General features: G+C 70.4%; 19 protein-coding genes and 1 pseudogene. 14 read left to right on the top strand and 6 right to left on the bottom strand.

Annotation, left to right across the window (positions count from 1 at the left end):
- The gene (locus LX88_RS13780) at positions 1–1143 is read left to right on the top strand and encodes a cysteine desulfurase-like protein (protein ID WP_258948142.1); all 1143 of its coding nucleotides are present in this window, start codon (positions 1–3) and stop codon (positions 1141–1143) included.
- On the opposite strand, the gene LX88_RS13775 is transcribed toward LX88_RS13780, so the two are convergent.
- Positions 1136–2749: a hypothetical protein gene (locus LX88_RS13775; protein ID WP_258948141.1), complete on the bottom strand. Its 1614-nt coding sequence runs from the start codon at positions 2747–2749 to the stop codon at positions 1136–1138. The two genes, LX88_RS13780 and LX88_RS13775, sit on opposite strands and share 8 nt — an antisense overlap.
- An 81-nt stretch (positions 2750–2830) precedes the next feature.
- Here LX88_RS13775 and LX88_RS13770 point away from each other — a divergent pair, with 81 nt between their 5' ends.
- Together LX88_RS13770 and LX88_RS13765 are read left to right on the top strand one after the other, a co-directional pair.
- Positions 2831–3016 carry a hypothetical protein gene (locus LX88_RS13770; RefSeq protein WP_258948140.1) on the top strand — a complete coding sequence of 62 codons (186 nt, stop codon included), beginning with the start codon at positions 2831–2833 and terminating at the stop codon, positions 3014–3016.
- 46 nt (positions 3017–3062) lie between these two features.
- The gene (locus LX88_RS13765) at positions 3063–3923 is read left to right on the top strand and encodes a YihY/virulence factor BrkB family protein (RefSeq protein WP_258948139.1); all 861 of its coding nucleotides are present in this window, start codon (positions 3063–3065) and stop codon (positions 3921–3923) included.
- On the opposite strand, the gene LX88_RS13760 is transcribed toward LX88_RS13765, so the two are convergent.
- The gene (locus tag LX88_RS13760; RefSeq protein ID WP_258948138.1) at positions 3894–4259 is read right to left on the bottom strand and encodes a hypothetical protein; all 366 of its coding nucleotides are present in this window, start codon (positions 4257–4259) and stop codon (positions 3894–3896) included. The two genes, LX88_RS13765 and LX88_RS13760, sit on opposite strands and share 30 nt — an antisense overlap.
- Before the next feature lie 136 nt (positions 4260–4395).
- Here LX88_RS13760 and LX88_RS13755 point away from each other — a divergent pair, with 136 nt between their 5' ends.
- The gene (locus LX88_RS13755; RefSeq protein WP_258948137.1) at positions 4396–5064 is read left to right on the top strand and encodes a GNAT family N-acetyltransferase; all 669 of its coding nucleotides are present in this window, start codon (positions 4396–4398) and stop codon (positions 5062–5064) included.
- Positions 5065–5091: 27 nt separating this feature from the next.
- On the opposite strand, the pseudogene LX88_RS44565 reads toward LX88_RS13755, so the two are convergent.
- Positions 5092–5241, bottom strand: a pseudogene (locus tag LX88_RS44565) (helix-turn-helix domain-containing protein); the annotation flags it as partial.
- Between the two features lie 215 nt (positions 5242–5456).
- Here LX88_RS44565 and LX88_RS13750 point away from each other — a divergent pair.
- Positions 5457–6212: an EI24 domain-containing protein gene (locus LX88_RS13750; RefSeq protein ID WP_258948136.1), complete on the top strand. Its 756-nt coding sequence runs from the start codon at positions 5457–5459 to the stop codon at positions 6210–6212.
- On the opposite strand, the gene LX88_RS13745 is transcribed toward LX88_RS13750, so the two are convergent.
- Together LX88_RS13745 and LX88_RS13740 are read right to left on the bottom strand one after the other, a co-directional pair.
- On the bottom strand, positions 6202–8166 hold the full coding sequence (locus LX88_RS13745) for a beta-propeller domain-containing protein (protein ID WP_258948135.1): 1965 nt from the start codon (positions 8164–8166) through the stop codon (positions 6202–6204). The two genes, LX88_RS13750 and LX88_RS13745, sit on opposite strands and share 11 nt — an antisense overlap.
- Positions 8167–8221: 55 nt before the next feature.
- On the bottom strand, positions 8222–9028 hold the full coding sequence (locus LX88_RS13740) for a S1 family peptidase (protein ID WP_258948134.1): 807 nt from the start codon (positions 9026–9028) through the stop codon (positions 8222–8224).
- A gap of 169 nt (positions 9029–9197) precedes the next feature.
- On the opposite strand from LX88_RS13740, the gene LX88_RS13735 reads away from it, so the two are divergent.
- The 9 genes from LX88_RS13735 (at position 9198) to LX88_RS13695 (ending at position 18520) form a co-directional block, all read left to right on the top strand.
- On the top strand, positions 9198–9572 hold the full coding sequence (locus LX88_RS13735) for an FKBP-type peptidyl-prolyl cis-trans isomerase (RefSeq protein WP_090067824.1): 375 nt from the start codon (positions 9198–9200) through the stop codon (positions 9570–9572).
- 141 nt (positions 9573–9713) lie between these two features.
- Positions 9714–10244, top strand: a complete 531-nt coding sequence (locus LX88_RS13730; RefSeq protein ID WP_258948133.1) for a YbaB/EbfC family nucleoid-associated protein — start codon at positions 9714–9716, stop codon at positions 10242–10244.
- Positions 10245–10279: 35 nt separating this feature from the next.
- A complete protein-coding gene (locus LX88_RS13725; protein ID WP_258948132.1) occupies positions 10280–10588 on the top strand; it encodes a type VII secretion target in 309 nt (102 codons plus the stop codon).
- Positions 10588–14700, top strand: coding sequence for a DUF8616 domain-containing protein (locus LX88_RS13720; RefSeq protein WP_258948131.1), 4113 nt, complete (start codon positions 10588–10590; stop codon positions 14698–14700). The genes LX88_RS13725 and LX88_RS13720 overlap by 1 nt, the downstream gene beginning before the upstream one ends.
- Positions 14701–14712: 12 nt before the next feature.
- The gene (locus LX88_RS13715; RefSeq protein ID WP_258948130.1) at positions 14713–15570 is read left to right on the top strand and encodes an immunity 49 family protein; all 858 of its coding nucleotides are present in this window, start codon (positions 14713–14715) and stop codon (positions 15568–15570) included.
- 56 nt (positions 15571–15626) lie between these two features.
- Positions 15627–16487 carry an immunity 49 family protein gene (locus LX88_RS13710; protein ID WP_258948129.1) on the top strand — a complete coding sequence of 287 codons (861 nt, stop codon included), beginning with the start codon at positions 15627–15629 and terminating at the stop codon, positions 16485–16487.
- A 46-nt stretch (positions 16488–16533) separates the two neighbouring features.
- Entirely contained in the window at positions 16534–17220 is a 687-nt protein-coding gene (locus LX88_RS13705) for a hypothetical protein (RefSeq protein ID WP_258948128.1), read from the top strand.
- Positions 17217–17483: a hypothetical protein gene (locus LX88_RS13700; protein WP_258948127.1), complete on the top strand. Its 267-nt coding sequence runs from the start codon at positions 17217–17219 to the stop codon at positions 17481–17483. Before LX88_RS13705 ends, LX88_RS13700 begins: the two co-directional genes overlap by 4 nt.
- A gap of 134 nt (positions 17484–17617) precedes the next feature.
- Positions 17618–18520, top strand: a complete 903-nt coding sequence (locus LX88_RS13695; RefSeq protein WP_258948126.1) for a hypothetical protein — start codon at positions 17618–17620, stop codon at positions 18518–18520.
- Here LX88_RS13695 and LX88_RS13690 read toward each other — a convergent pair.
- Positions 18517–19038, bottom strand: a complete 522-nt coding sequence (locus tag LX88_RS13690) for a hypothetical protein (RefSeq protein WP_258948125.1) — start codon at positions 19036–19038, stop codon at positions 18517–18519. The genes LX88_RS13695 and LX88_RS13690 overlap by 4 nt on opposite strands.
- Positions 19039–19063 lie beyond the last annotated feature (25 nt).

Genomic DNA, 19063 nt, shown 5'->3' with positions numbered 1-19063 from the left:
ATGGCTTACGACGTCGCTGCGGTCCGCGCCCACTTTCCCGCGTTGCGCGAGGGTGCCGCGCACTTCGACGGGCCCGGCGGCGCGCAGGTGCCCGACGTCGTGGCCGAGGCGGTCAGGAACACCCTGATCTCGGCGGTCTCCAACCGGGGAAGCGTCACGGCCGCCGAGCGCCGGGCCGAGGAGATCGTGCGAACGGCAAGGCGCACGATGGCGGAGTTCCTCAACGCCGGCAGCATCGTGTTCGGGCGCAGCATGACCCAGCTGACCTACGACTTCGCCCGCACGCTGTCGAAGAACTGGCGGCCGGGCGACGAGATCATCGTGACCAGGATCGACCACGACGCGAACATCAGGCCGTGGGTGCAGGCCGCCGAGGCCGCGCGGGCCACGGTGCGATGGGCGCCGTTCGACCGCACGACCGGTGAGCTGCCCGTCGAGTCGGTGACGAAGCTGCTTTCCGACCGCACGCGCGTCGTTGCGATCACGGCGGCGTCGAACCTGCTCGGCACCCGCCCGGACATCGCGGAGGTCGCGCGGGCGGCGCACGAGGCGGCGGCGTTCGTCTTCGTCGACGGCGTGCACTACACACCGCACGTGCCCGTCGACGTCGAGGCGTTGGACGCCGACTTCTTCGTGTGCTCGCCGTACAAGTTCCTCGGTCCGCACCTGGGCGTGCTGGCGGCGGCACCGGAACTGCTGGAGACGTTGCGGCCGGACAAGCTGCTGCCGTCGAGCAACGCCGTGCCGGAACGGTTCGAGCTCGGCACGCTGCCGTACGAACTGCTCGCCGGGACGACCGCGGCCGTGGAGTTCATGCAGTCGCTGGAGGGCCTGGAGGAGCACGAGCTCGGACTCCGCGAGCAGATGGAGACCGGACTGCGGGAACTCGGCGTGCGCATCTACAGCAAGGCCTCGTCGCGCACGCCGACCGTGCTGTTCTCGGTCGACGGACTGGACCCGGCCGAGGTCTACCGCAGGCTCGGGGCCGAGGGCGTGAACGCGCCCGCCGGGCACTTCTACGCGCTCGAGTGCTCGCGGTGGCTCGGCCTGGGCGACAAGGGCGCGGTGCGGGCGGGCATCGGCCCGTACACCGACGAGTCCGATGTGGATCGTCTGCTCCAGGCCGTGGCCAAGCTCAGATGAACAGGACGAGTGCGGCGTAGGCCGCGCCGATGAGCACGCTGACGTTGAGCTTGCGCGTCACGCGGTCGCCGGGGTGCTCGGCGATCAACGACCGGGCGCGCGCCCACATCAGCTTCTCGCCCGCCTCCTTGTCCGGCAGGTGCGGTGTCGTGAGAACGTCGCCGTGCGGGCCGAACGCGAGCATGAGCTGGGGGCCGGACCGCCGCACGCCGTGCAGCTGCGCCCACGGCACGCGGTAGGTGAAGATGCCGGTGTAGAGCACGACCGAGTTGTGGTCGAGGCGCAGCATCGGCTGGAACCGCGTCACCGCCGACAGGACGCACTGCACGCCGATCAGCCCGAGCACGATCAGCTCCGGGTAGAACTTCAGCGTGATCAACGCACCGGCGGCGCCGAGCAGCAGCACCACGCCCTCGATCCGCCGCCGGTCGCCCGGCCAGATCGCGTGCGGCAGGTCGACGGGCGTGCCCGCGGTGACCGGTACGCCCGGCAGGTGTGCACTGTGGACGGTGTGGCGCGGGCGGACGCGGTTCAGCGTGCTCGTCGCCACGACCTCCCCCTCGACCAGCAGCGCCACCTGGCCGCCGTGGTGCCACTCCCCCGCGACGAGGACCTCGGCCGGGTCGAGGCGCAACGGCGGGTCCTCCTCGCCGCGCCACACCCGGCCGAACTGCTCGGTGTCGTGGTAGAGCGGCTCCTCCAGCCCCAGGTCGGCGAGCGTGGTGACGGTGGCGATGTCCTCCTTGCCGTACCGCAACAGGATCCGGCGAGGTCCGAGCGGCCGCGCCTGCAGCCGGATCGCCTTCACCGGGCCCGACCACAACGCGCGGCGGCGGCGTTCCCGCGCGGCCAGCATGATCGCGAAGAACACGGCGGCGCCCCCGATGGTCAGCCACCAGGTGACGTCCTCGGGCTCGTTCTCCATCCGCACCCACGTGCCGTCCGCGAGCACCGGCACCTCGTCGCCGACCTGGTAGGACTCCGGTGCGAGCGGCTGGAACGCGGTGCGCTGGCGGTCCGGCAGCTCCACCCACACCTCGTAGGCGTCCTTGATCTCGACGACCTGGGCCTCGACGCGGCTGGCGTTCGCGATGTGCTGTTCGATCGCGTCGTTGGTGAGGCCGTACTGCACGAAGGTCAGGAACCCGAACACGACCAGCAACACGGCGACGACGCGCAGAACTCCGCGTTGCGGCGGCAGGTCCGGCAGGGAGACGATCGCCGCGCCCGCCGCCTCGTGCTGGTCCGCACGCGCCCTGACCGTCCACACCGCAACCAACGCACACGCACCGGCATGCAGCCCGAACGCCAGGTTCGCCACCGCACTGCCGTCGAGCGCGATGTCCAGCACACCGAACAGCACGCCCATCGCACAGCCCGTGAGCACGCGGTTGAACAGCAGGAGCAACGGCGTCGCCAGCAACGGCACCACCGCGAGGGAGAACAACGGGTCCGGCAGACACGGCTGCGCGGCCGTGCACGGTGCCTCGTTCGCGCCCACGGCGAAGTAGAAGGCGGCGATCCACCCACCGACGAGCCCGACCTTGGTCACCCACCACGGAACCGCGGCTGCTTGCCAGCGCTGGACGTCCACGGGACCGATCATGGCACGTCCATTGCTCCGAACGGCGCGGTTCCCCCTCGAGGAAGTGGGTATCCGCACCTCAACCAACACGGAGGTGGACACATGCTGGCCATCATCGCCGCAGTCTCGTTCGGCCTCGCCCTGATCCTGGATCTGGCGAAGGCGGCGCTCGGTGAAGTGATCACGGTCAACACCCTGGTCGTGCTCGGACTGTTGCTGCTCGCATTGCACCTCGCCGGTGTCGGCACCGGTACTCGTAACTTTGGATGGCGCCGTGCCCGCAGGTAAGACCGTCAAAAGCCCCGCCAGGTTGCCGAAAGGCGCCTGGTGGGGCGTGCTCAAGCGCACTGTCAAAGAGTTCAACGACGACAACCTGACGGACTGGGCGGCCGCGCTCACCTATTACGCGGTGCTGTCGTTGTTCCCCGGCATCATCGTCCTGACGTCCGCGCTCGCGTTGATGGGCGACACGACGACACAGGAGCTGATGAAGTACGTCGACCAGGTCGCGCCCGGCCAGGCCGGCGACGTGGTGAAGTCGTCCATCGAGGAGTTGCAGAAGAGCCAGAACGCCGCCAGCCTGCTGGGCATCGTCGGTCTGCTGACCGCGCTCTGGACCGCGTCGGGCTATCTCGGTGCGTTCATGCGCGCCTGCAACGCCGTCTACGACGTCGAAGAGGGCCGGCCGTTCTGGAAGCTCGTGCCGCTGCGGCTCGCGCTGACGCTGGGCTCGGTGGTGCTGGTGTCGCTCACGCTCGGCGCCCTCGTGCTGACGGGCGGCGTCGCGGACGCGATCGGCAACGCGATCGGGCTCGGCGACACCGTGGTCACGGTCTGGGACATCGCGAAGTGGCCGGTCATCCTGCTGCTCGTGAGCCTGGCGTTCGCGATCCTGTACTGGGCGGCGCCGAACGTGCGGCAGCCCGGCTTCCGCTGGATCAGCCCCGGCAGCCTGCTCGCGATCGCCCTGTGGGCGCTCGCGACCGTCGGTTTCGCGATCTACGTGGCGAACTTCGCGTCCTACAACAAGACCTACGGCTCGCTCGGTGGTGTGATCGTCTTCCTGGTGTGGCTGTGGATCTCCAACATCGCCGTGCTGCTCGGCGCCGAGTTCGACGCGGAGCTGGAGCGCGGCAGGAGGCTCGCGCAGGGCGAGGAGGACCCCTCACCCGAGCCGCGTGATCTCCCCGGGTAACTCGGCCTCGACCGCCGTCCACACCCCGTCGGGCCCGGCCTCGATGCGTTCACTGGTGTCACCGGGGACCAGCACCCACAGCTGGTCCTCCTTGGACAGCCACACGACGCCGATGCCGTCCGCCCGCGAGCTCGTCGCGTACTCGTAGGACTTGCGGAACACCTCGCCGCCGTTGCGGTCGGTCACCCGCACCTCGCTCGCGCTCTCGGCGTGCGCGACGAACTTGCCGCTCGGCGACGGCTTGGGCGCGCCAGGTCTCGCGAACCGGTCCTCGCCGTCGCCGCCACAGCCGGTGAGGACCAGGAGCAGGGCGACGAGCGCCGCCAGGGACCTCATGACAGTTCGCTGCGGTAATTGCCGTGCGTCATACCGCCAAAGGTAGCTAGCGTGATCCTTCGTGCTCACCATTCTGGAAGAGTTTTACGACTCTGTGCCCCGACCGGGATCTCGCGTTGAGGAACACGGCGATCTGGTGCTGTTCGTCCAGGCGGGCGACGGTTACCCGTACTACGCGCGTCCCCGGTTCCCCGGTGGGCAGCCGACGGTCGCCGAGGTCTTGGAGGTGCGCGAACGGCAACGCGAACTCGGTGTGCCCGAAGCGTTCGAGTGGGTGCACGAGACGACGCCGGGCCTGCTCGACGTCGCCCGGCAGGCCGGCTTGGAGGTGCTCCGAGCTCCGTTGCTGGTGCTCGACCCCGAGAAGCTGCCGGAGCCGCATCCGCACGTGCGCGTGATCGGCACGAGCCCTGCCGAGGTGTCCGTCGTGGCACAGCTGGCGTTCTCGTCACCGGGCACGGCGCCGGGTGAGGCCGGGACGGCGGAACGGGACGCGGAGCTCACGAGCGCCACACCCACGAGCACCCGGCACCGGCACGCGGTGGCCGACCTGCCCGGCGAGGGCGTGCTGGCGGTGGGCACCGCGCAACGGGCGGGTGACGTCGTGGAGATCGTGGGCGTCGGCACGTTGCCGGCGGCACGGCGACGCGGCCTCGGTGGCGCGGTCACCGCGGAACTGGCGCGGGACGCCCTGGCACGCGGCGCGGAACTGGTGTTCCTGTCGGCCGGCAGCCAGGAGATCGCGCGGGTCTACGAGCGCGTCGGGTTCCGCCGCATCGCCACGGCCTGCATCGCTTCCGCCTAGGCCTCCGGCACGCGGAACAGGCACGCCGAGCAGCCGTTGCAACGTGCGCAGGACGCGCAGGTCGTAGGCGATGTTGCTGCCGGACTCGAGCCGTGAGATCGCCGACTGGGAGAACCCGGCCAGCGCGCCCAGTTCGTCCTGGCGCAGACCGTGGGCCCTGCGCGCGATCGCGATCACGGCGCCGGGCGACTCCGCGGCGACCGCGTCCCGCACGGCCTTCGCCTCCCAGGTGGACGGAGGCAGCACCGGCAGCGGCCCGTCCGGGACGACGGCGTTCACAACGGGTCGCTCGACCTCGACGCCTCCCACGCTCGGGAGTCGCCATCACGCCGCTCGCGGCGAAATCACTCCACCTCGTCTCGGCAGGGGACGAAACCGACTATCCTGCGCGCGTGATCAAGGACTTCGGTGCCGGTGTCGGTCTGCTGCTGCGTGGGTTCAGCCTGGTGTTCAGCTCGCCCAAGCGCGTGCTGGTCGGTGCGTTGCCCGCGGTCATCACGGCCGCGCTGATGATCACCGGCTGGGTGTTCCTGTTCACGAACATCGACTCGGTCGCCGACTGGCTGACGGGCTTCGCGGACTCCTGGAGCGACACCTGGAAGAACGTCGCCGAGGTCGCCGTCGGAATTTCGGTGGTCGCGGCCGGTCTCGGTCTGAGCGTGCTGCTGTTCACCGCGATCACGATCATGATCGGCGGCCCGTTCTACGAGTACATCTCCGAAGAGGTCGAGGACGAGCTCGGCGGTGTGCCGGAGGCGGAGCAGATCGGCTGGTGGCGCGGGTTCGTCGTCGGGCTGCGCAGCACGCTCCTGCTCGTCGGCACGTCGATCCTGTTCGCGATCCCGCTGTTCCTCTGCGGGTTCATCCCCGTCGTCGGGCAGACGGTCGTGCCGGTGGCGGCCGTGTGCATCAACGGCTACCTGCTGGGCATCGAGCTCACCGGCATCCCGTTCACCCGCCGCGGCCGGACGTTCAAACAGCGCAGGCAGATCCTCGCGACGCGGCGCGGGCTGGTGCTCGGGCTCGCCGTCCCCACCTACCTGCTGTGCCTGGTCCCGCTCGCCGCGCTGGTCGTGATCCCGGCGGCGATGGCAGGCGGCACGGTGCTCGCGCACCGCCTGCTCAACGGGGACCGCGCTACCGCGTGAACGGCAGCCAGGCCTGCTGGGCCAGGCCGTTGCGCGCGTTGACCTGCACGCCCGCGTTGGAGATCGACCACAGCTGGTCGCCGATCACGATCGTGCGCCGCTGCCCGCCGCCGAAGTCCTGGCTGGACGGTTCGACGATCTTGCCGCCGTCGCGCAACTGGCCGCCGTCGACGCGCAGCACCAGCGAGGAGACCTCGTAACGCGCCTTGTACGACGCCACGGGGATCACCAGGGTGCCGTCCTGCGGCCAGAAGAGGAACGCGTGCGGGTCGAACTGGGCCTCGGAGTCGGTGCCCGGCAGGTGGTACTGCGCGATCCGTCGCGGTGCCGCGGGATTCGCCACGTCGAACAACGACACCTGGGTGCCCGTCGTCCTGCCCTGGTCGGTCGCCTCCTGACCGACGCCGATGAGCCTGCCGTCCCCCGCCGGGTGCAGGTAGGCGGAGAACCCGTTGATCTTCAGCTCGCCCATGACCTTGGGCTGCCGGGGATCGCTGAGGTCGAGCGTGTAGAGCGGGTCGGTCTGGCGGAACGTGACGACGTAGCCCATCTTGCCGATGAACCGGACGCTGTAGATCCGCTCGCCCTTGCCCAGTCCGCCTGCCTGACCGAGCTTCGTGAGCTGGTCGCCGTCGCGGCGCAGCGTGGTGACGAAGCTCTCCGACGGCGGTGGCGCGGCTTGCTGCTGCGGCACGACGTCCGCCGGCATCCGCCAGCAGCAACGGCTTTCGGTGCCCGTGGTGGTGGCGACGCGCAGCACGCCCTCGTGCTCGGACAGCGAGTACTGGTTGAGCAGCGTGCCGTTGACGTCGCCGGACGCGACGTGCTTGGGCGGTCCGGACGCGCTGATGTCGAACTGGTGGATCGCCGTCGCGATCGGGCGCTGGACCGGTGGCCTGGAAGGGAGTTCGGGCAGCAGGCGGTGGTCGTCGGCGATGTAGAGGCTGCGGTCGGTGCCGTAGACGGTGTCGCCGTCGGCGACGATCGAAACCGGCTGACCGGTGCCGAGCTTGCCGGAGAGGTCGAACGTCAGCACGGTCAGCATCGACGTCCCCGAGTGCACGACGGGGTGGCTGACGTTCGCGCAGTCGACCAGGGTTCCGCTGGACTTGGCGCCGCTCTCGTCGAGCTCGTAGCGCGGCAGCCACGACGTGATGGGTTCGCTCTGCAGGATCTCCCTGTTGCGGCGCAACGATCCCGCGTCGTTCATCGTCTCGTCCGGGTACACCCACGGCATGCGCGGCTGCGAGCGGATGACGACGCGGGCGGTGCCGCCGATCTGGCGGGCGTCGAGGTAGAAGCCGTCGGTCTTGAGGCTGCCGATCTCCTTGAGCCCTTTGAGGTCCACGAGGACCAGCTCGGTGCCGGTCTCGGGAGCGAACGACGGGCGGCCGGTCGGTCGCGTCGGCTTCATCATCGGCACGGGGTTCTCGGTGACCACCAGCGCGCGGTCTCCGGAGACCAGCAGCTGGCTCGCGCGGCGCTCACCGAGGTCGACGGTGCCGGTGACGGCCTTGGCCGCGACGTCGATCACGCGCAGCTTGCCGTCGGCGATGGAGACGACGCGTTTCCCGTCCGTCTTCACGATGTCCGGCTCGTCGACACCCTGCTCGTGGACGTTGGTCGTCGAGTGGCCTTGCTGCTGCGCGGGCGGCGTGGCGGCGGTGGGAGCGTCGGGCACGCTCTTCTGGGCGACCCCCGCGCTGGTGTCCGTCGCCATGCCCTCGGCGTACATGATGTTGCCGCCGCCGAGGCCGTACGCACTGACGTACGGGGCCATGGCGCGGCGTAGTTCGGCCACTGCGTTGTCGCACGAGTCGAACGCGACGAGACGCACCGGCCCGTAGTCCACGATCGGTGGTGGCACGGGGATCTCGTCCCGCACCGCGGAGCTCACGCACACTCCGGCGACGGCCAGCACGGCGGCACCGGCCAACAGCTTCTTGCCGTTCATGTCATCAGGACGTAAGCGGGGCCGGGAAGGGTTGCCGCCCTTCCCGGCCTTTCTCCTACAGCTGGGCCTGGATCTGCGCCGCGTAGGTGGAGACGCGGGCGTAGACGCCGGGGTAACCGGCGGCCGCACACCCCTCGCCCCACGACGTGATGCCGATCAGCTTGCCGCCGGCCACGAGCGGGCCGCCGGAGTCGCCCTGGCACGTGTCGGTGCCGCCCTGGGCGTAGCCCGCGCACACCATGTGCGTGGACTTGTAGTCGCTGCCGTACGAGCTGGTGCAGCTGGAGTTGCTGGTCAGCGGCACGGTGGCCCGCAGCAGGTAGCGCGAGGCCGAGCCACCGGAGGACGTGGTGCCCCAGCCGAGGATCGTCGAGCTGGTGCCCGCGGTGTAGAGCGCGCTGTCCGCCGAGGTGGCGAACGGGATCGGGGTCTGCGACAGGTTGCGGTCGAGCGTGAGCACCGAGACGTCGTAGCCGAGGGTCACGTCGCGGTAGCTCGGGTGGATCCAGATCCTCGTGACGCGCGCGACGGTGCCCGCGGTGGAGTTCTTGTCGTCGCGGCCCGCCACGACCCGTACCGCGGACGCCGAGTCGCCCACGGTGCAGTGCGCGGCGGTGACGACCTTGTTGGGAGCGACGAGAGTGCCGCCGCAGTACTGGAAACCGCTGCTCGTGGCCAGGTAGACGACCCAGGGGTAGGTGGACGTGCTCGCGCGCGTGCCGCCGACGATCTGGGTGCCGAACTCGCCGTCGGAGGTGGGGGCCGGAGCTGCTTCGGCCACGCTGACGCAGGCCATGGACAGCGTTGCCGCCGCCAGTGCCGCGCCGAGCAGTGACCGGAGGCGGTGCAGGGTTGCCGCCATGATCATCTCCTTCTTCTGTTGTGCCCCCGGCTGCAGGGCCGGTGGTCGTTCAAGAAAGACATGTCTCCGCCGGAACCGGGTAGGGCTGGTCCGCGTAGGCCATTCGGCCGCGCGCGCCCTCGCGTGATTGGATCGACCGCGAACAACCCCGTTCCGAGAGGAAGTTGTGATGGCCCCCACGAAGCCTGAGGTCGACCCGCACGACGGCCCGGCGCCCGCCGACCTGCTGATCGAGGACATCACCGTTGGCGACGGTGCGGAGGCCACGGCCGGTCAGTTCGTGTCCGTGCACTACGTCGGCGTCTCGCACTCCACCGGCGAGCAGTTCGACGCGTCCTGGGACCGCGGCGAGGCGTTCCAGTTCCCGCTCGGTGGCGGCCGTGTCATCGCCGGCTGGGACCAGGGCGTGCAGGGCATGAAGGTCGGTGGCCGCCGCAAGCTGGTCATCCCGGCGCACCTGGGCTACGGCGACCGCGGTGCCGGTGGCGTGATCAAGCCCGGCGAGACGCTGATCTTCGTCGTCGACCTGCTGGGTGTGAACTAGCGAGTTGAGTCAGCGGCGTTCCACTGGTCCGATCGGTGGAATGCCGCTGGTCTGCGCGGCCGATTTGACCCAGGGCTGGAACTGGATCGGACCCGGCTGCGTCATCCTTTGAGTCCGCCGCCGCCTCAGGAGGGAACACCGGTGCCCCAGGACATCGCCGGGTCCGAGCAGATGCTCGCGAACTGGAACCAGAACATCCAGGAACGCGCCGCGCGCTACCAGGAGATGGCGACGCGCGTGCAGGGGATGACCATCTCCGAGCGTTCCTCCGACGGTTCCATCGAGATCCTGGTCGGGTCCAACGGGATCCTGCAGAACCTCGTGATCCAGGAGTCCGCCTCCGGCAAGCGCATGGCCGAGGTGAGCGGCGAGATCATGAAGCTGCTGCAGCGCGCGCAGTCCCGGATTCCCGCACTGCTGCAGGAAGCCATGGCCGAGACCATCGGCACGCAGGACGAGACGGCCAACGTGTTGTTCAACGAGGCCAAGAAGAACTTCCCCGCGCCTCCCGCCGAGGAGCCGGTGCGCACGCCGTACGACCGCAACGAGATGAACTTCCGGGTCGAGGAGGACGCTCCGCCGCCGTCGCGGCCGACGCCGCCTCCTCCCCCGCGCCGCCGCCGGCCGTCGGATGACGACGACGACTTCGGCGGGGAGTCCGTGCTCTCCTGATCTTGTTGTCCGTTGCCCGAACTTGAGGGGGTTCGATGACCGCCGGTGGATTCAACGTCACCTCGGACGTGCTGGAAGCGCACGCCAAGGCCCTGGAGGGCCTGCACGGGCGTTTGAAGGGGGCAGTGGACGCGGCGAACACCGTGTCGATGCCGACTGACGCGTACGGGATCATCTGCCAGCCGTTCCGGATGCTGCTCGACCCCGTCGAACAGTGGGGCATGGACGCGCTGAAGGGCGCGGCGGAGGCCATGGACGCCACCGCCAAGAAGGTCACCGCGACCGCCAAGCACTACCAGGAGGTCGAGGACCAGATCACCAAGGCGCTCAAGGGCGGCGTCTGATGTCGTCGCCGAACCCGCTGGTGGCTCAGGCTCCCGCCGAGCCGTCCGGGTTCTTCAACGCCGGCACCGGTGACAACGGCTGGGCGACCGGCTTCTCCATCGCCGACTCAGCGGTGGACGCGTACAAGGGCATCTCCGAGGGCAGCTGGATCGAGGGCGGCCTCGGCGTCGTCGGCCTGGTCGCCGACGCCGCCTCGATGGCGATCGACCCGTTCGGCACCCTGCTGTCCTCCGCGGCCTCGTTCCTGATGGAACACATGCAGCCGCTGAAAGAGGCGCTCGACTGGCTGGCGGGCGACCCGCCGGTGATCCAGTCGTACTCGACGACGTGGGGCAACGTCTCGCAGGAGCTCGGCAAGATCGCGGGCGACTACAAGGCCGCCGTCGACGGCACCGGCGAGTGGACGGGTGCCGCGGCCGACGCCTACCGCAAGTCCGCCGGTGAGCAGCTGGACGCGCTGTCCGGCGCGGCCTCCACCGCGGGTTCGGTCGGCACCGTCGTCGGCGTGATGGGCATGGTCGTCGGCTTCGTCCGCGAGATGGTGCGCGACCTGATCGCCGACCTGGTCGCGAAGCTGATCACGTGGGTGCTCGAGGCCGTGTTCACGCTGGGCTTCGGCACGCCGGTGATCGTCGCGCAGGCCGTGACCGCGATCTCGAAGTGGGCGACGCGGATCGGTGAGCTGATCCAGAAGCTCATCAAGACCATCAAGAAGGTCTCGCCGCTGCTGGGCAGGCTGGTGGAGATCTTCACGAAGATCATGAAGGTCCTCGGCAAGATCATCGGCAAGGTGACCGGCCTGGACGTGATCTCGACCAAGTCCATCAAGCCCGGTGGTCTCTTCCAGACCACCAGCACCCCGAACCTTCCCAACGCCGGCGGCACGCCCTCGTCTCCCGACGGCTCACCTTCGTCCACTCCGGACTCCTCGCCTTCTTCGAACTCGCCGTCGTCGCCGTCTTCACCGTCGTCACCGTCCTCTCCGGACAGTTCGCCGTCGTCGCCCTCCTCACCTTCTTCGCCCTCCGCGCCTTCGTCTCCGTCCTCGACGCCGGACGCGCCTTCGCGGGCCCCGGACAGCTCGTCGCCGTCGTCCGCGTCGCCCCCTTCCGCGCCTTCGCCGTCCCGCACGCCCGACAGCCCGTCGGCACCGGACGCCCCGTCCCCGTCGCGCACCCCGGACGGCTCCGCTCCCGACTCGCCCTCACCGTCGCGGACGCCCGACAACGCCGCCGCGCCGCGCACGCCGGACGGTTCGTCGTCCGCGCCGTCGGGTCCCGGCGCACCGCCGCACGCCCCGTCCCCCTCGTCCACGCCGGACGCCCCGGCCCGCAACACGGGTCAGACCGTCCAGTCGTCCGTGGCACCGCCCGAGGCCCCGCCGCGAGCGGACGTCCCGCACGCCCCGCCGGCACCGCGCACCCCGGACGGCTCCCCCTCGGCCCCGGCCCAGGCAGGCCCGATGGGCGGCGGCGCCCCGACCGCGGGCGGCGGCGCCCCGTCGGCCCCGGCCCCGCGCACCCCCGACGCGTCGACGTCGGCAGCCCGTGCAGACGCCCCGGCCCGCCCGTCGACGCCCTCGGCCCCGTCGATGCCGCACTCGCCTTCGTCATCGTCGATGCCTTCGAGCGGCGCCCCGTCAGGCGGCATGCCGCACGCACCTTCGGCAGGCGCCCCGCACGCCCCGTCCACCGGCGGCCCGAACGCGGGCCGCCCCGACGCGACTCCTCCGAGCCGCGCCACCTCACCGTCGGCGGCTCCGTCCCACACCCCGTCCGCGGCGACCCCGCACGCTCCGTCGGCAGGGACCCCGCACAGTCCGAACGCACCGCACTCCCCGTCCGCACCCCCGGCACGCACGGACGCCCCGCCGAGCCGCCCGACCGGTCCGTCCAGCCCTCACGGCGGCCCCAACGCCCCGTCCAGGCCGGACGCGCCGCACAACGGCCCGGCCGCGCCGTCTCGCGCGGACGCACCGCCGAGCCGCCCGACCGGTCCATCCGGCCCGCACAGCGGCCCCAACGCGCCGTCACGCCCCGACGCGCCCCACGCACCGTCGCGTCCGGACGCACCCAACGCACCGCACAGCCCGAACGCTCCCCACAGCGGCCCCAACACGCCGCACAGCCCGAACACCCCGCACGACCCCAACACGCCATCGCGCCCCGACGCACCGCACGGCGGCACCACAACGCCGTCGTCGCGACCTGACGCACCTCACGCACCGTCGCGTCCCGACGCACCCAACGCCCCGCACAGCCCAAACGCTCCCCACAGCGGCCCCAACACGCCGTCCCGCCCAGACGCACCGCACAGCGGCCCGAGCTCGCCGTCGCGTCCGGACGCACCTCACCGGCCCGACTCCCCGTCGCGCCCGGACGGCAGCGGCCCCGGCAACCGCCCGGACGGCGCCCGCCCCGACGGCTCGCGTCCGCACAGCCCGCAGAGCCCGGACGCCCCCCGCTCCCGCGGCACCGACACGGCAGCACCCCCGCACCGCCCCGACGCCGACGCCCCGCACAAGCCGGACGCACCCGGCCACGGCCCGGACGCCGACAAGCCGCGCGACAACACCCCGGACAAGCCGCACGACAGCGATCCGGACAACCCCGGCAGCCGTGACCCGGACGCCCCGCCCGCGGACCGCCCGAGCCCGGCGGAGGCGCACGCCCGGCACGCGGAAAGCACCCCGGCCGGTGTCTCCCACCACGGCGGCGACCGCGACATGGGCGACCTGCCGCACCGCGTGCCCAACGACCCGCGCTACTTCACCGCGGACGTCCACATCACCCCGGACGGCAGGGCGCGCATCGGCGGTCACGACTACACGCCCGCCGAGTACGCGGACATGCTGCGCCGCTCCGGTTACGACGGCAGCAGGCCCGTCCGGCTGATCGGCTGCGACGCCGGCAGCAACGACTTCGCGCAGCAGCTGTCCCGGCACCTCGACGCCCCGGTCCTCGCCCCCACCAAGCCGGCCTGGACCGACAGCCACGGCCGCGTCTTCACCAGCGACGCCGAGATCCTGCCCGACGGCACCCGCCAGCCCAAGATCCCGCCCAACGGCGAGTGGGAGACCCACCACCCGGACGGTTCGAGGTCCAGGACCGGCGACGACGGCTTCGCCCCCGGCACCCACGACAAGGACAAGGACGTCGACCCGTCCGACGCGAAGGATCGCGAAGGCAGGCCGATCTCCAGCGAACCGGTGCCCGGTGTGGAGAAGCAGGACCCCGTCATGCCGATGAAGGACAAGGTCCAGAACGAGCAGTACCGGACCAAGTACTACGACGGTCCCCTGGAGGACGGCAGCTACCGCCGCAAGAACGCGAGCCAGCCGGACGCCGACGACGTGGACGTGCCGATTCTTCGCCGCAACGAGAACGGCGACATCGAGCCGAAGCCGACCGACTACACGGGCTCGGACTACCGCAAGGACATCCCGGACGACGGTGCCAGGAAGGCCACGCCCGAGCAGGCCGAGCGCGCGCGAGATCTGATCGAGCGCCGCGCCGAGGCCAACCGCACGGCGAACGAGGTCGAGGCGAGGTACCAGAAGGCAAAAGAAGACGGCACGCTCACCGACGAGCTCCAGCAGGAGCGCACCGATGCGCACCGCGACCGCACGAACCGTGGCGAGGACCTCGGCGAGCACGCGGCCAGCGATGCGATCGAGGACATGTACCGGAACACGGACCTCACGCCCGTGCCGCGCCAGACCGCCTACGACGGTGCCGGCAGCTTCGACCAGGTCTACGAGATCAAGGACGCGGACGGGAACACCGTCAAGTACGTCGTCGTCGAGGCGAAGGGCCCGAACGCGGACCTCGGTGTCCGTCAAGGTCTCGACGGCAAGAACTACGAGCAGGGACACCCGAAGTACGTCGAGAGCCTTCTGGAGAACATGCGCCGGCGTGGCGACGGCGACCTCGCCGACGAACTGGAAGCCGCCGCTCTCGGAGGCGACCTCGACTACCTGGTGGTCAAGGCGAAGGTCGCGCACGACACGATCGAAGTACCAGGGGCCGACGGCACCCCTGAGAAGACCAAGGTGCCGAAGTACGGTGGGTACGATCGCAGGCACTTCGACCTTTCCGGCTACGGCGCATAAGGGAGTCCTTCGGTGCGAGTCGTCGCCCGTCACGACATCGACCAGCAGTGGGCGGACCAGCAGGCCGCCGGCCTGGCGAAGAAGACGCAGGTCTTCATCGACCTGGTCGCGAAGAACCCGCGAGCGCTGAACAGCGTGACCAACCGCGCGCTGATGGAGTTCGAGTACCACACCGCGGGAGACCCGACGGCGACGTGGTTGCCGACCTGGGAAAGCGTCGTGCTGGCGATGCAGGCGAATTCGGCCATCTTCGTCACCGCGCTCGCGGACGGCGGCGAGGCGCAGTTCCGGTTGCGCGACAAGGACTGGCGCATCCCGGGCACGGGCCCGACCATCGACACCGACGCGGGCAACTGGCTGAGGGCGTTGTGGCTGGCCATGATCTGCCGGGAGAAGCCGCGCGTCGACGTCCTGGCCTCGGTGCCGGAAGAGGTGCTCCGCGGATCCGGCGCCGACTTCGACGACTACGTCTACCACTGGGTGAAGGCGCTTCAGCTCTACTGGCGCGGCGAGGACGGTGTCGTCGACGCCCTCCTGGCCGCCATGCAGGGAACCGAACCCGACGCGTTGCGGGTGGCAGCTCCCGAGCTGGTGCTGGAACTGCTGTACCCACCGATCGAGCTGTTCTACCTCTTCACCCAACGAGACGAGGCGAAGTTCAACGACTCTCTCGTTCGTGCACTCGAACTGCACCAACGGTTCTGGACGAAGGACGAGGACCGCAGGGGTGACCCGAACGGGTTCGTCTCGTTCCCGCTCCTGGCGATCGCCGCACTCGCCAAGGACGCCGGTATGACGATCGACGTCGAGTCGGAGTACCTGCCGAAGACCCTGCTCGACGGCAACTGGGTCGGCGAGTTCCCCACGTGACCAGGCCAGGTCCCGGGCACCGAATGTCGCTGTGAACGAGAGGACGGTCCGGAGTCGTGGTCACCATCGCCCGGCATCAGACCGATGTCGCGAAGGCAGAAGCGCAGGCGGAGTACTCCGCGGATCCCCTCGATGACCGGCTCGTGGGGATGGACCGCAACCCGCACGTCGTCTTCTCGTTCCTGCACCGCGACTCCAAGAGCGAAGCGGCCTGCCGCACCGCCGGGGATCCTCTTGCCGCCAGTGGCACGACGTGGAACGCCGTGGCGCTGTCCGAGCAGGCAGGTGGCGCGATCTTCGCGCTGACCGGTCAGTCCGAGGGTGAGGTGACCTTCCGGATCGAGGACAGGGACATCACCCTGCCCGCGACCGGCCCGAAGTCCTCGGCAAACGCCGGCGAGTGGAACAGCGCGATGGCGCTGGCCATGATCTGCCGCGACCGGCCGCGCATCGACCTCCTCGCCGCGTTCCCCATCGGCGCGCTGCGCGACTCCGGCGGCCAGGCCGACGAGTTCCAGTACGAGTGGACCAAGACCCTCCAGCTCTACTGGCGTTCAGAAGAAGGCCTGGTCGACACGCTGCTGAGCGCCATGCAGGGTGCAGACCCCGAGGCCGGCACCATCGCCGGGGCGGAGATGACCGCGAAGCTCCTCTACCCGCCCATGGAGCTCTTCTACCTGCTCACCCAGCGCGAGGACGCGAGGTTCAACGACTCGCTCGCCAAGGCCCTCGAGCTCCACAACAGCTACTGGACCGCGACCTCGGAACGCACGAACGATCCCGAGGGGTTCGTCGCCTGGCGGGTGCTCGCCATCGCCTGTCTCGCCAAGGACGCCGGCGTCGAGATCACCGTCGAATCCGACTACCTCCCCCAGAACCTCCTCGACGGGACCTGGGTCGGCGAGAAGCAACTTTGACCGGTTCAGACGGCGACGGAAACCGAGCCGGGGAGTTCCCCGCGACATGACGAACCCCAGGCCCTCCCAGGCCGAGCGCCACGACACGGCCGGCCGGATCCTCGGCTGGGTCGGCGGAAAGCTGCTCGAGGACATCGGTCCGGACTGGGCGCGCGTCGACCTCAAGGTGTTGATGGCGGCCGGCGTGGACCACTACCAGTACGCGACGCTGAACCAGGACGGGTCGGTGCGGCAGCGCGCGCTTCCCGCCGGCCAGTTGCGCCGGCCGTTCTCCGATCTCCGCGAAGTGTTGTGGGAGCAGGAGAAGGGCACCTGGTTCTCCGTCCGCTTCACCATCGACCCGCCCGGCAACACCCAGACCGAGTACAACTTCGAGGTCGACCCGGTGTGGGACCCGCCGATCCCACCGGAAGTGTGGGCGGAGGACCTGGAGGTATTCCCGCGGGCGGAGGCCTGGCGGCCTCGCTGGCTGCGCCGGGAGCTGGAACCGGGCCTCGAACTCCCGCGGTGGAACCAGGCGGCCCGCCCCAGCACGTCATGTACGCGCGGCACGTCGGACAGCAGGTCAAGCAGACGGCGCCGATCGGGTGGACCTACGCCCAGGTGCACTTCCGCGAGATCGGTGACCACGCCGAGACCACCGCGCTCGTGCGCGACCTCACCGGCCGGATGTTGCAGTGGGCGCCGCCGCGGGCCGCGACCGAACGGTTCCGGGAGGTCCGCCAGTCGATGACCGGACCGCGGACCACCTGGTGCTCCGCACAGCTCGACGTCGAGCACACCGGCCGCGAGAACCTCCAGTTCAACCGCACCGGAGAACCGCACTGGACCACTCCGCCGCCTCCCGAGGCCTACCAGGAGGAACTGCGCCGGGCGGGTTCGGCCGGCGTCCTGCCGGACTGGCTGCGTGCCAGGCTGGACCAGCACTCCGGGGCCAGCGCGTCCGCACCGGCACGAGGTGGCCCCGGCCTGGTCCGGCGAGCAGGGAACAACTGAGACATCACCGGAACCACAGGGCCCCACACCCACTCAGAGTGTGGTGAACGACGCGCGGTGTGTGACCGGCCCGCACGCGTCGCGGTGGCCCGATAAGATCAGCGGGCTTTCACGGGGAGAGGGGCGAGAACCACATGAGCCAGCCGGCTACACCACTGAGCGAGCAGGACCAGCAGCAGTTGGTGCGGCAGATCGGCCGTGCCATGCTGCCGGCCGTACCGCAGGGCTGGCAGCGCATCCGGGCCGAGTACCGCGCGGCGGGCAGGCACATCGAGGTCGACCTGGCGTTCGCCGGGCCCGATGGCCAGCTGCGACCGGTGCGTCCGCCGATGGACGTCGTGCAGATGTTCGGGCACCTGCGCGGGGGCATGTACCACCCCGAGCGCGGTACGTGGCTGAGCGCGACGTACGAGATCGAGGCGCCCGCGGCGTTCACGGTGGACTTCAACGCCGAGGACGAACCGCGCTGGCGCAACGCGCCGCCGCCCATCGGTTTCCGCGACGAACTGCAGACGTTCCCGCGGCCGGACCGGCAGATCCCGGACTGGTGGCGCCAGCGCGTCGGTCTGCCGCCGCTGCCCGCGCCCGAGCCGGAACCCCAGCAGCAGCCTCAGCAGCCGCCGCAGGAGTTCCAGGTGCCGGCCGCCCAGCCGCAGACCGGATCGGGTGAGCTGCGCACGGCCCGCGTGTACGACGGCAAGAACGACGACGGCCGCATAGTGGTCAACCGTCAGCCGGTCGACCCGCAGGTGCTCGACGGTCTGCTGAACTACCTCGAGTCGGCGCCGGTCGTGCTGGCCGCGCGCAGCTACGACCTCGACGAGTTCTCGCAGAGCGGCGAGCAGGACGTGCCGCTCAACTTCCGCACCGACGGCACGTGGATCTGGGCCGGCGCCGTGCCGCACTACCTGCGCAAGTACGGCCTGCCGCCGGAGCCGGAACTGGTGGCGCACGCGGTGGCGCGCGGCTTCCAGATCGCCGAGGTGAACGAGCAGACGCAGGACAGGGCGGTCTCGATCATCACGGGTCAGAGCTAGTCCAGGGTTCGCAGGTACGCCTCTCCCCGCGGGGAGAGGCGGTACCCGACTTCGAGGGACTCGGTGAGCCCCTTGGCCTTGAGCTTGCGGACGTCCGCCTTGAACGGCAGCTTCTCGCGGCCGATCGAAGCGGCCAGGTCCGCGGCCCGCACGCCGGGGCTGGCCGCGATCAGCCGCAGCAATGCGAGAGCGTCCTCCCGCAGTTCCAGTCCGTCCACATCGGACGAAGAACGCAGCTCGGCGCGCGGATCCTCGCCCACGAAACGCAGGCGTATCCGGTAGAGCGAGCCCTCTCGTCCGTCCACTGAGGACTTCAGCGCCGTCACGGTCGGGAACCCGGCCGCCACCGCCTCAGCCCGCGACACCCGCGACACGACGTCCACCGCGTCGATCGCCAGGACGCCCAGCGACGTCCGCAACGTCCCGCCGGCGCGCACAGTCGGCCGCTTCCACCGCCGGAACTGCAGCGTGATCTCGCCGGACCGGATCCGTTCCCAGTCAGCCACCCGGATCAGCACCGAACGAGGTTATACATCGTCACCG

It is taken from the genome of Lentzea californiensis, assembly GCF_024648825.1.
Lineage (GTDB): Bacteria > Actinomycetota > Actinomycetes > Mycobacteriales > Pseudonocardiaceae > Lentzea > Lentzea californiensis.
The sequence above is the reverse complement of the archived record's forward strand: the minus strand, read 5'-3'. Positions and strand labels throughout refer to the sequence as shown.

What these genes read in the sequence shown, in the direction of transcription:
- LX88_RS13720 (WP_258948131.1), top strand. Translation starts at nt 10,588, where the DNA reads ATGTCGTCGCCGAACCCGCTGGTGGCTCAGGCTCCCGCCGAGCCGTCC.
- LX88_RS13725 (WP_258948132.1), top strand. Translation starts at nt 10,280, where the DNA reads ATGACCGCCGGTGGATTCAACGTCACCTCGGACGTGCTGGAAGCGCAC.
- LX88_RS13740 (WP_258948134.1), bottom strand. Translation starts at nt 9,028, where the DNA reads ATGGCGGCAACCCTGCACCGCCTCCGGTCACTGCTCGGCGCGGCACTG.
- LX88_RS13700 (WP_258948127.1), top strand. Translation starts at nt 17,217, where the DNA reads ATGACCGGACCGCGGACCACCTGGTGCTCCGCACAGCTCGACGTCGAG.
- LX88_RS13695 (WP_258948126.1), top strand. Translation starts at nt 17,618, where the DNA reads ATGAGCCAGCCGGCTACACCACTGAGCGAGCAGGACCAGCAGCAGTTG.
- LX88_RS13780 (WP_258948142.1), top strand. Translation starts at nt 1, where the DNA reads ATGGCTTACGACGTCGCTGCGGTCCGCGCCCACTTTCCCGCGTTGCGC.
- LX88_RS13770 (WP_258948140.1), top strand. Translation starts at nt 2,831, where the DNA reads ATGCTGGCCATCATCGCCGCAGTCTCGTTCGGCCTCGCCCTGATCCTG.
- LX88_RS13735 (WP_090067824.1), top strand. Translation starts at nt 9,198, where the DNA reads ATGGCCCCCACGAAGCCTGAGGTCGACCCGCACGACGGCCCGGCGCCC.
- LX88_RS13760 (WP_258948138.1), bottom strand. Translation starts at nt 4,259, where the DNA reads ATGAGGTCCCTGGCGGCGCTCGTCGCCCTGCTCCTGGTCCTCACCGGC.
- LX88_RS13745 (WP_258948135.1), bottom strand. Translation starts at nt 8,166, where the DNA reads ATGAACGGCAAGAAGCTGTTGGCCGGTGCCGCCGTGCTGGCCGTCGCC.
- LX88_RS13705 (WP_258948128.1), top strand. Translation starts at nt 16,534, where the DNA reads ATGACGAACCCCAGGCCCTCCCAGGCCGAGCGCCACGACACGGCCGGC.
- LX88_RS13775 (WP_258948141.1), bottom strand. Translation starts at nt 2,749, where the DNA reads ATGATCGGTCCCGTGGACGTCCAGCGCTGGCAAGCAGCCGCGGTTCCG.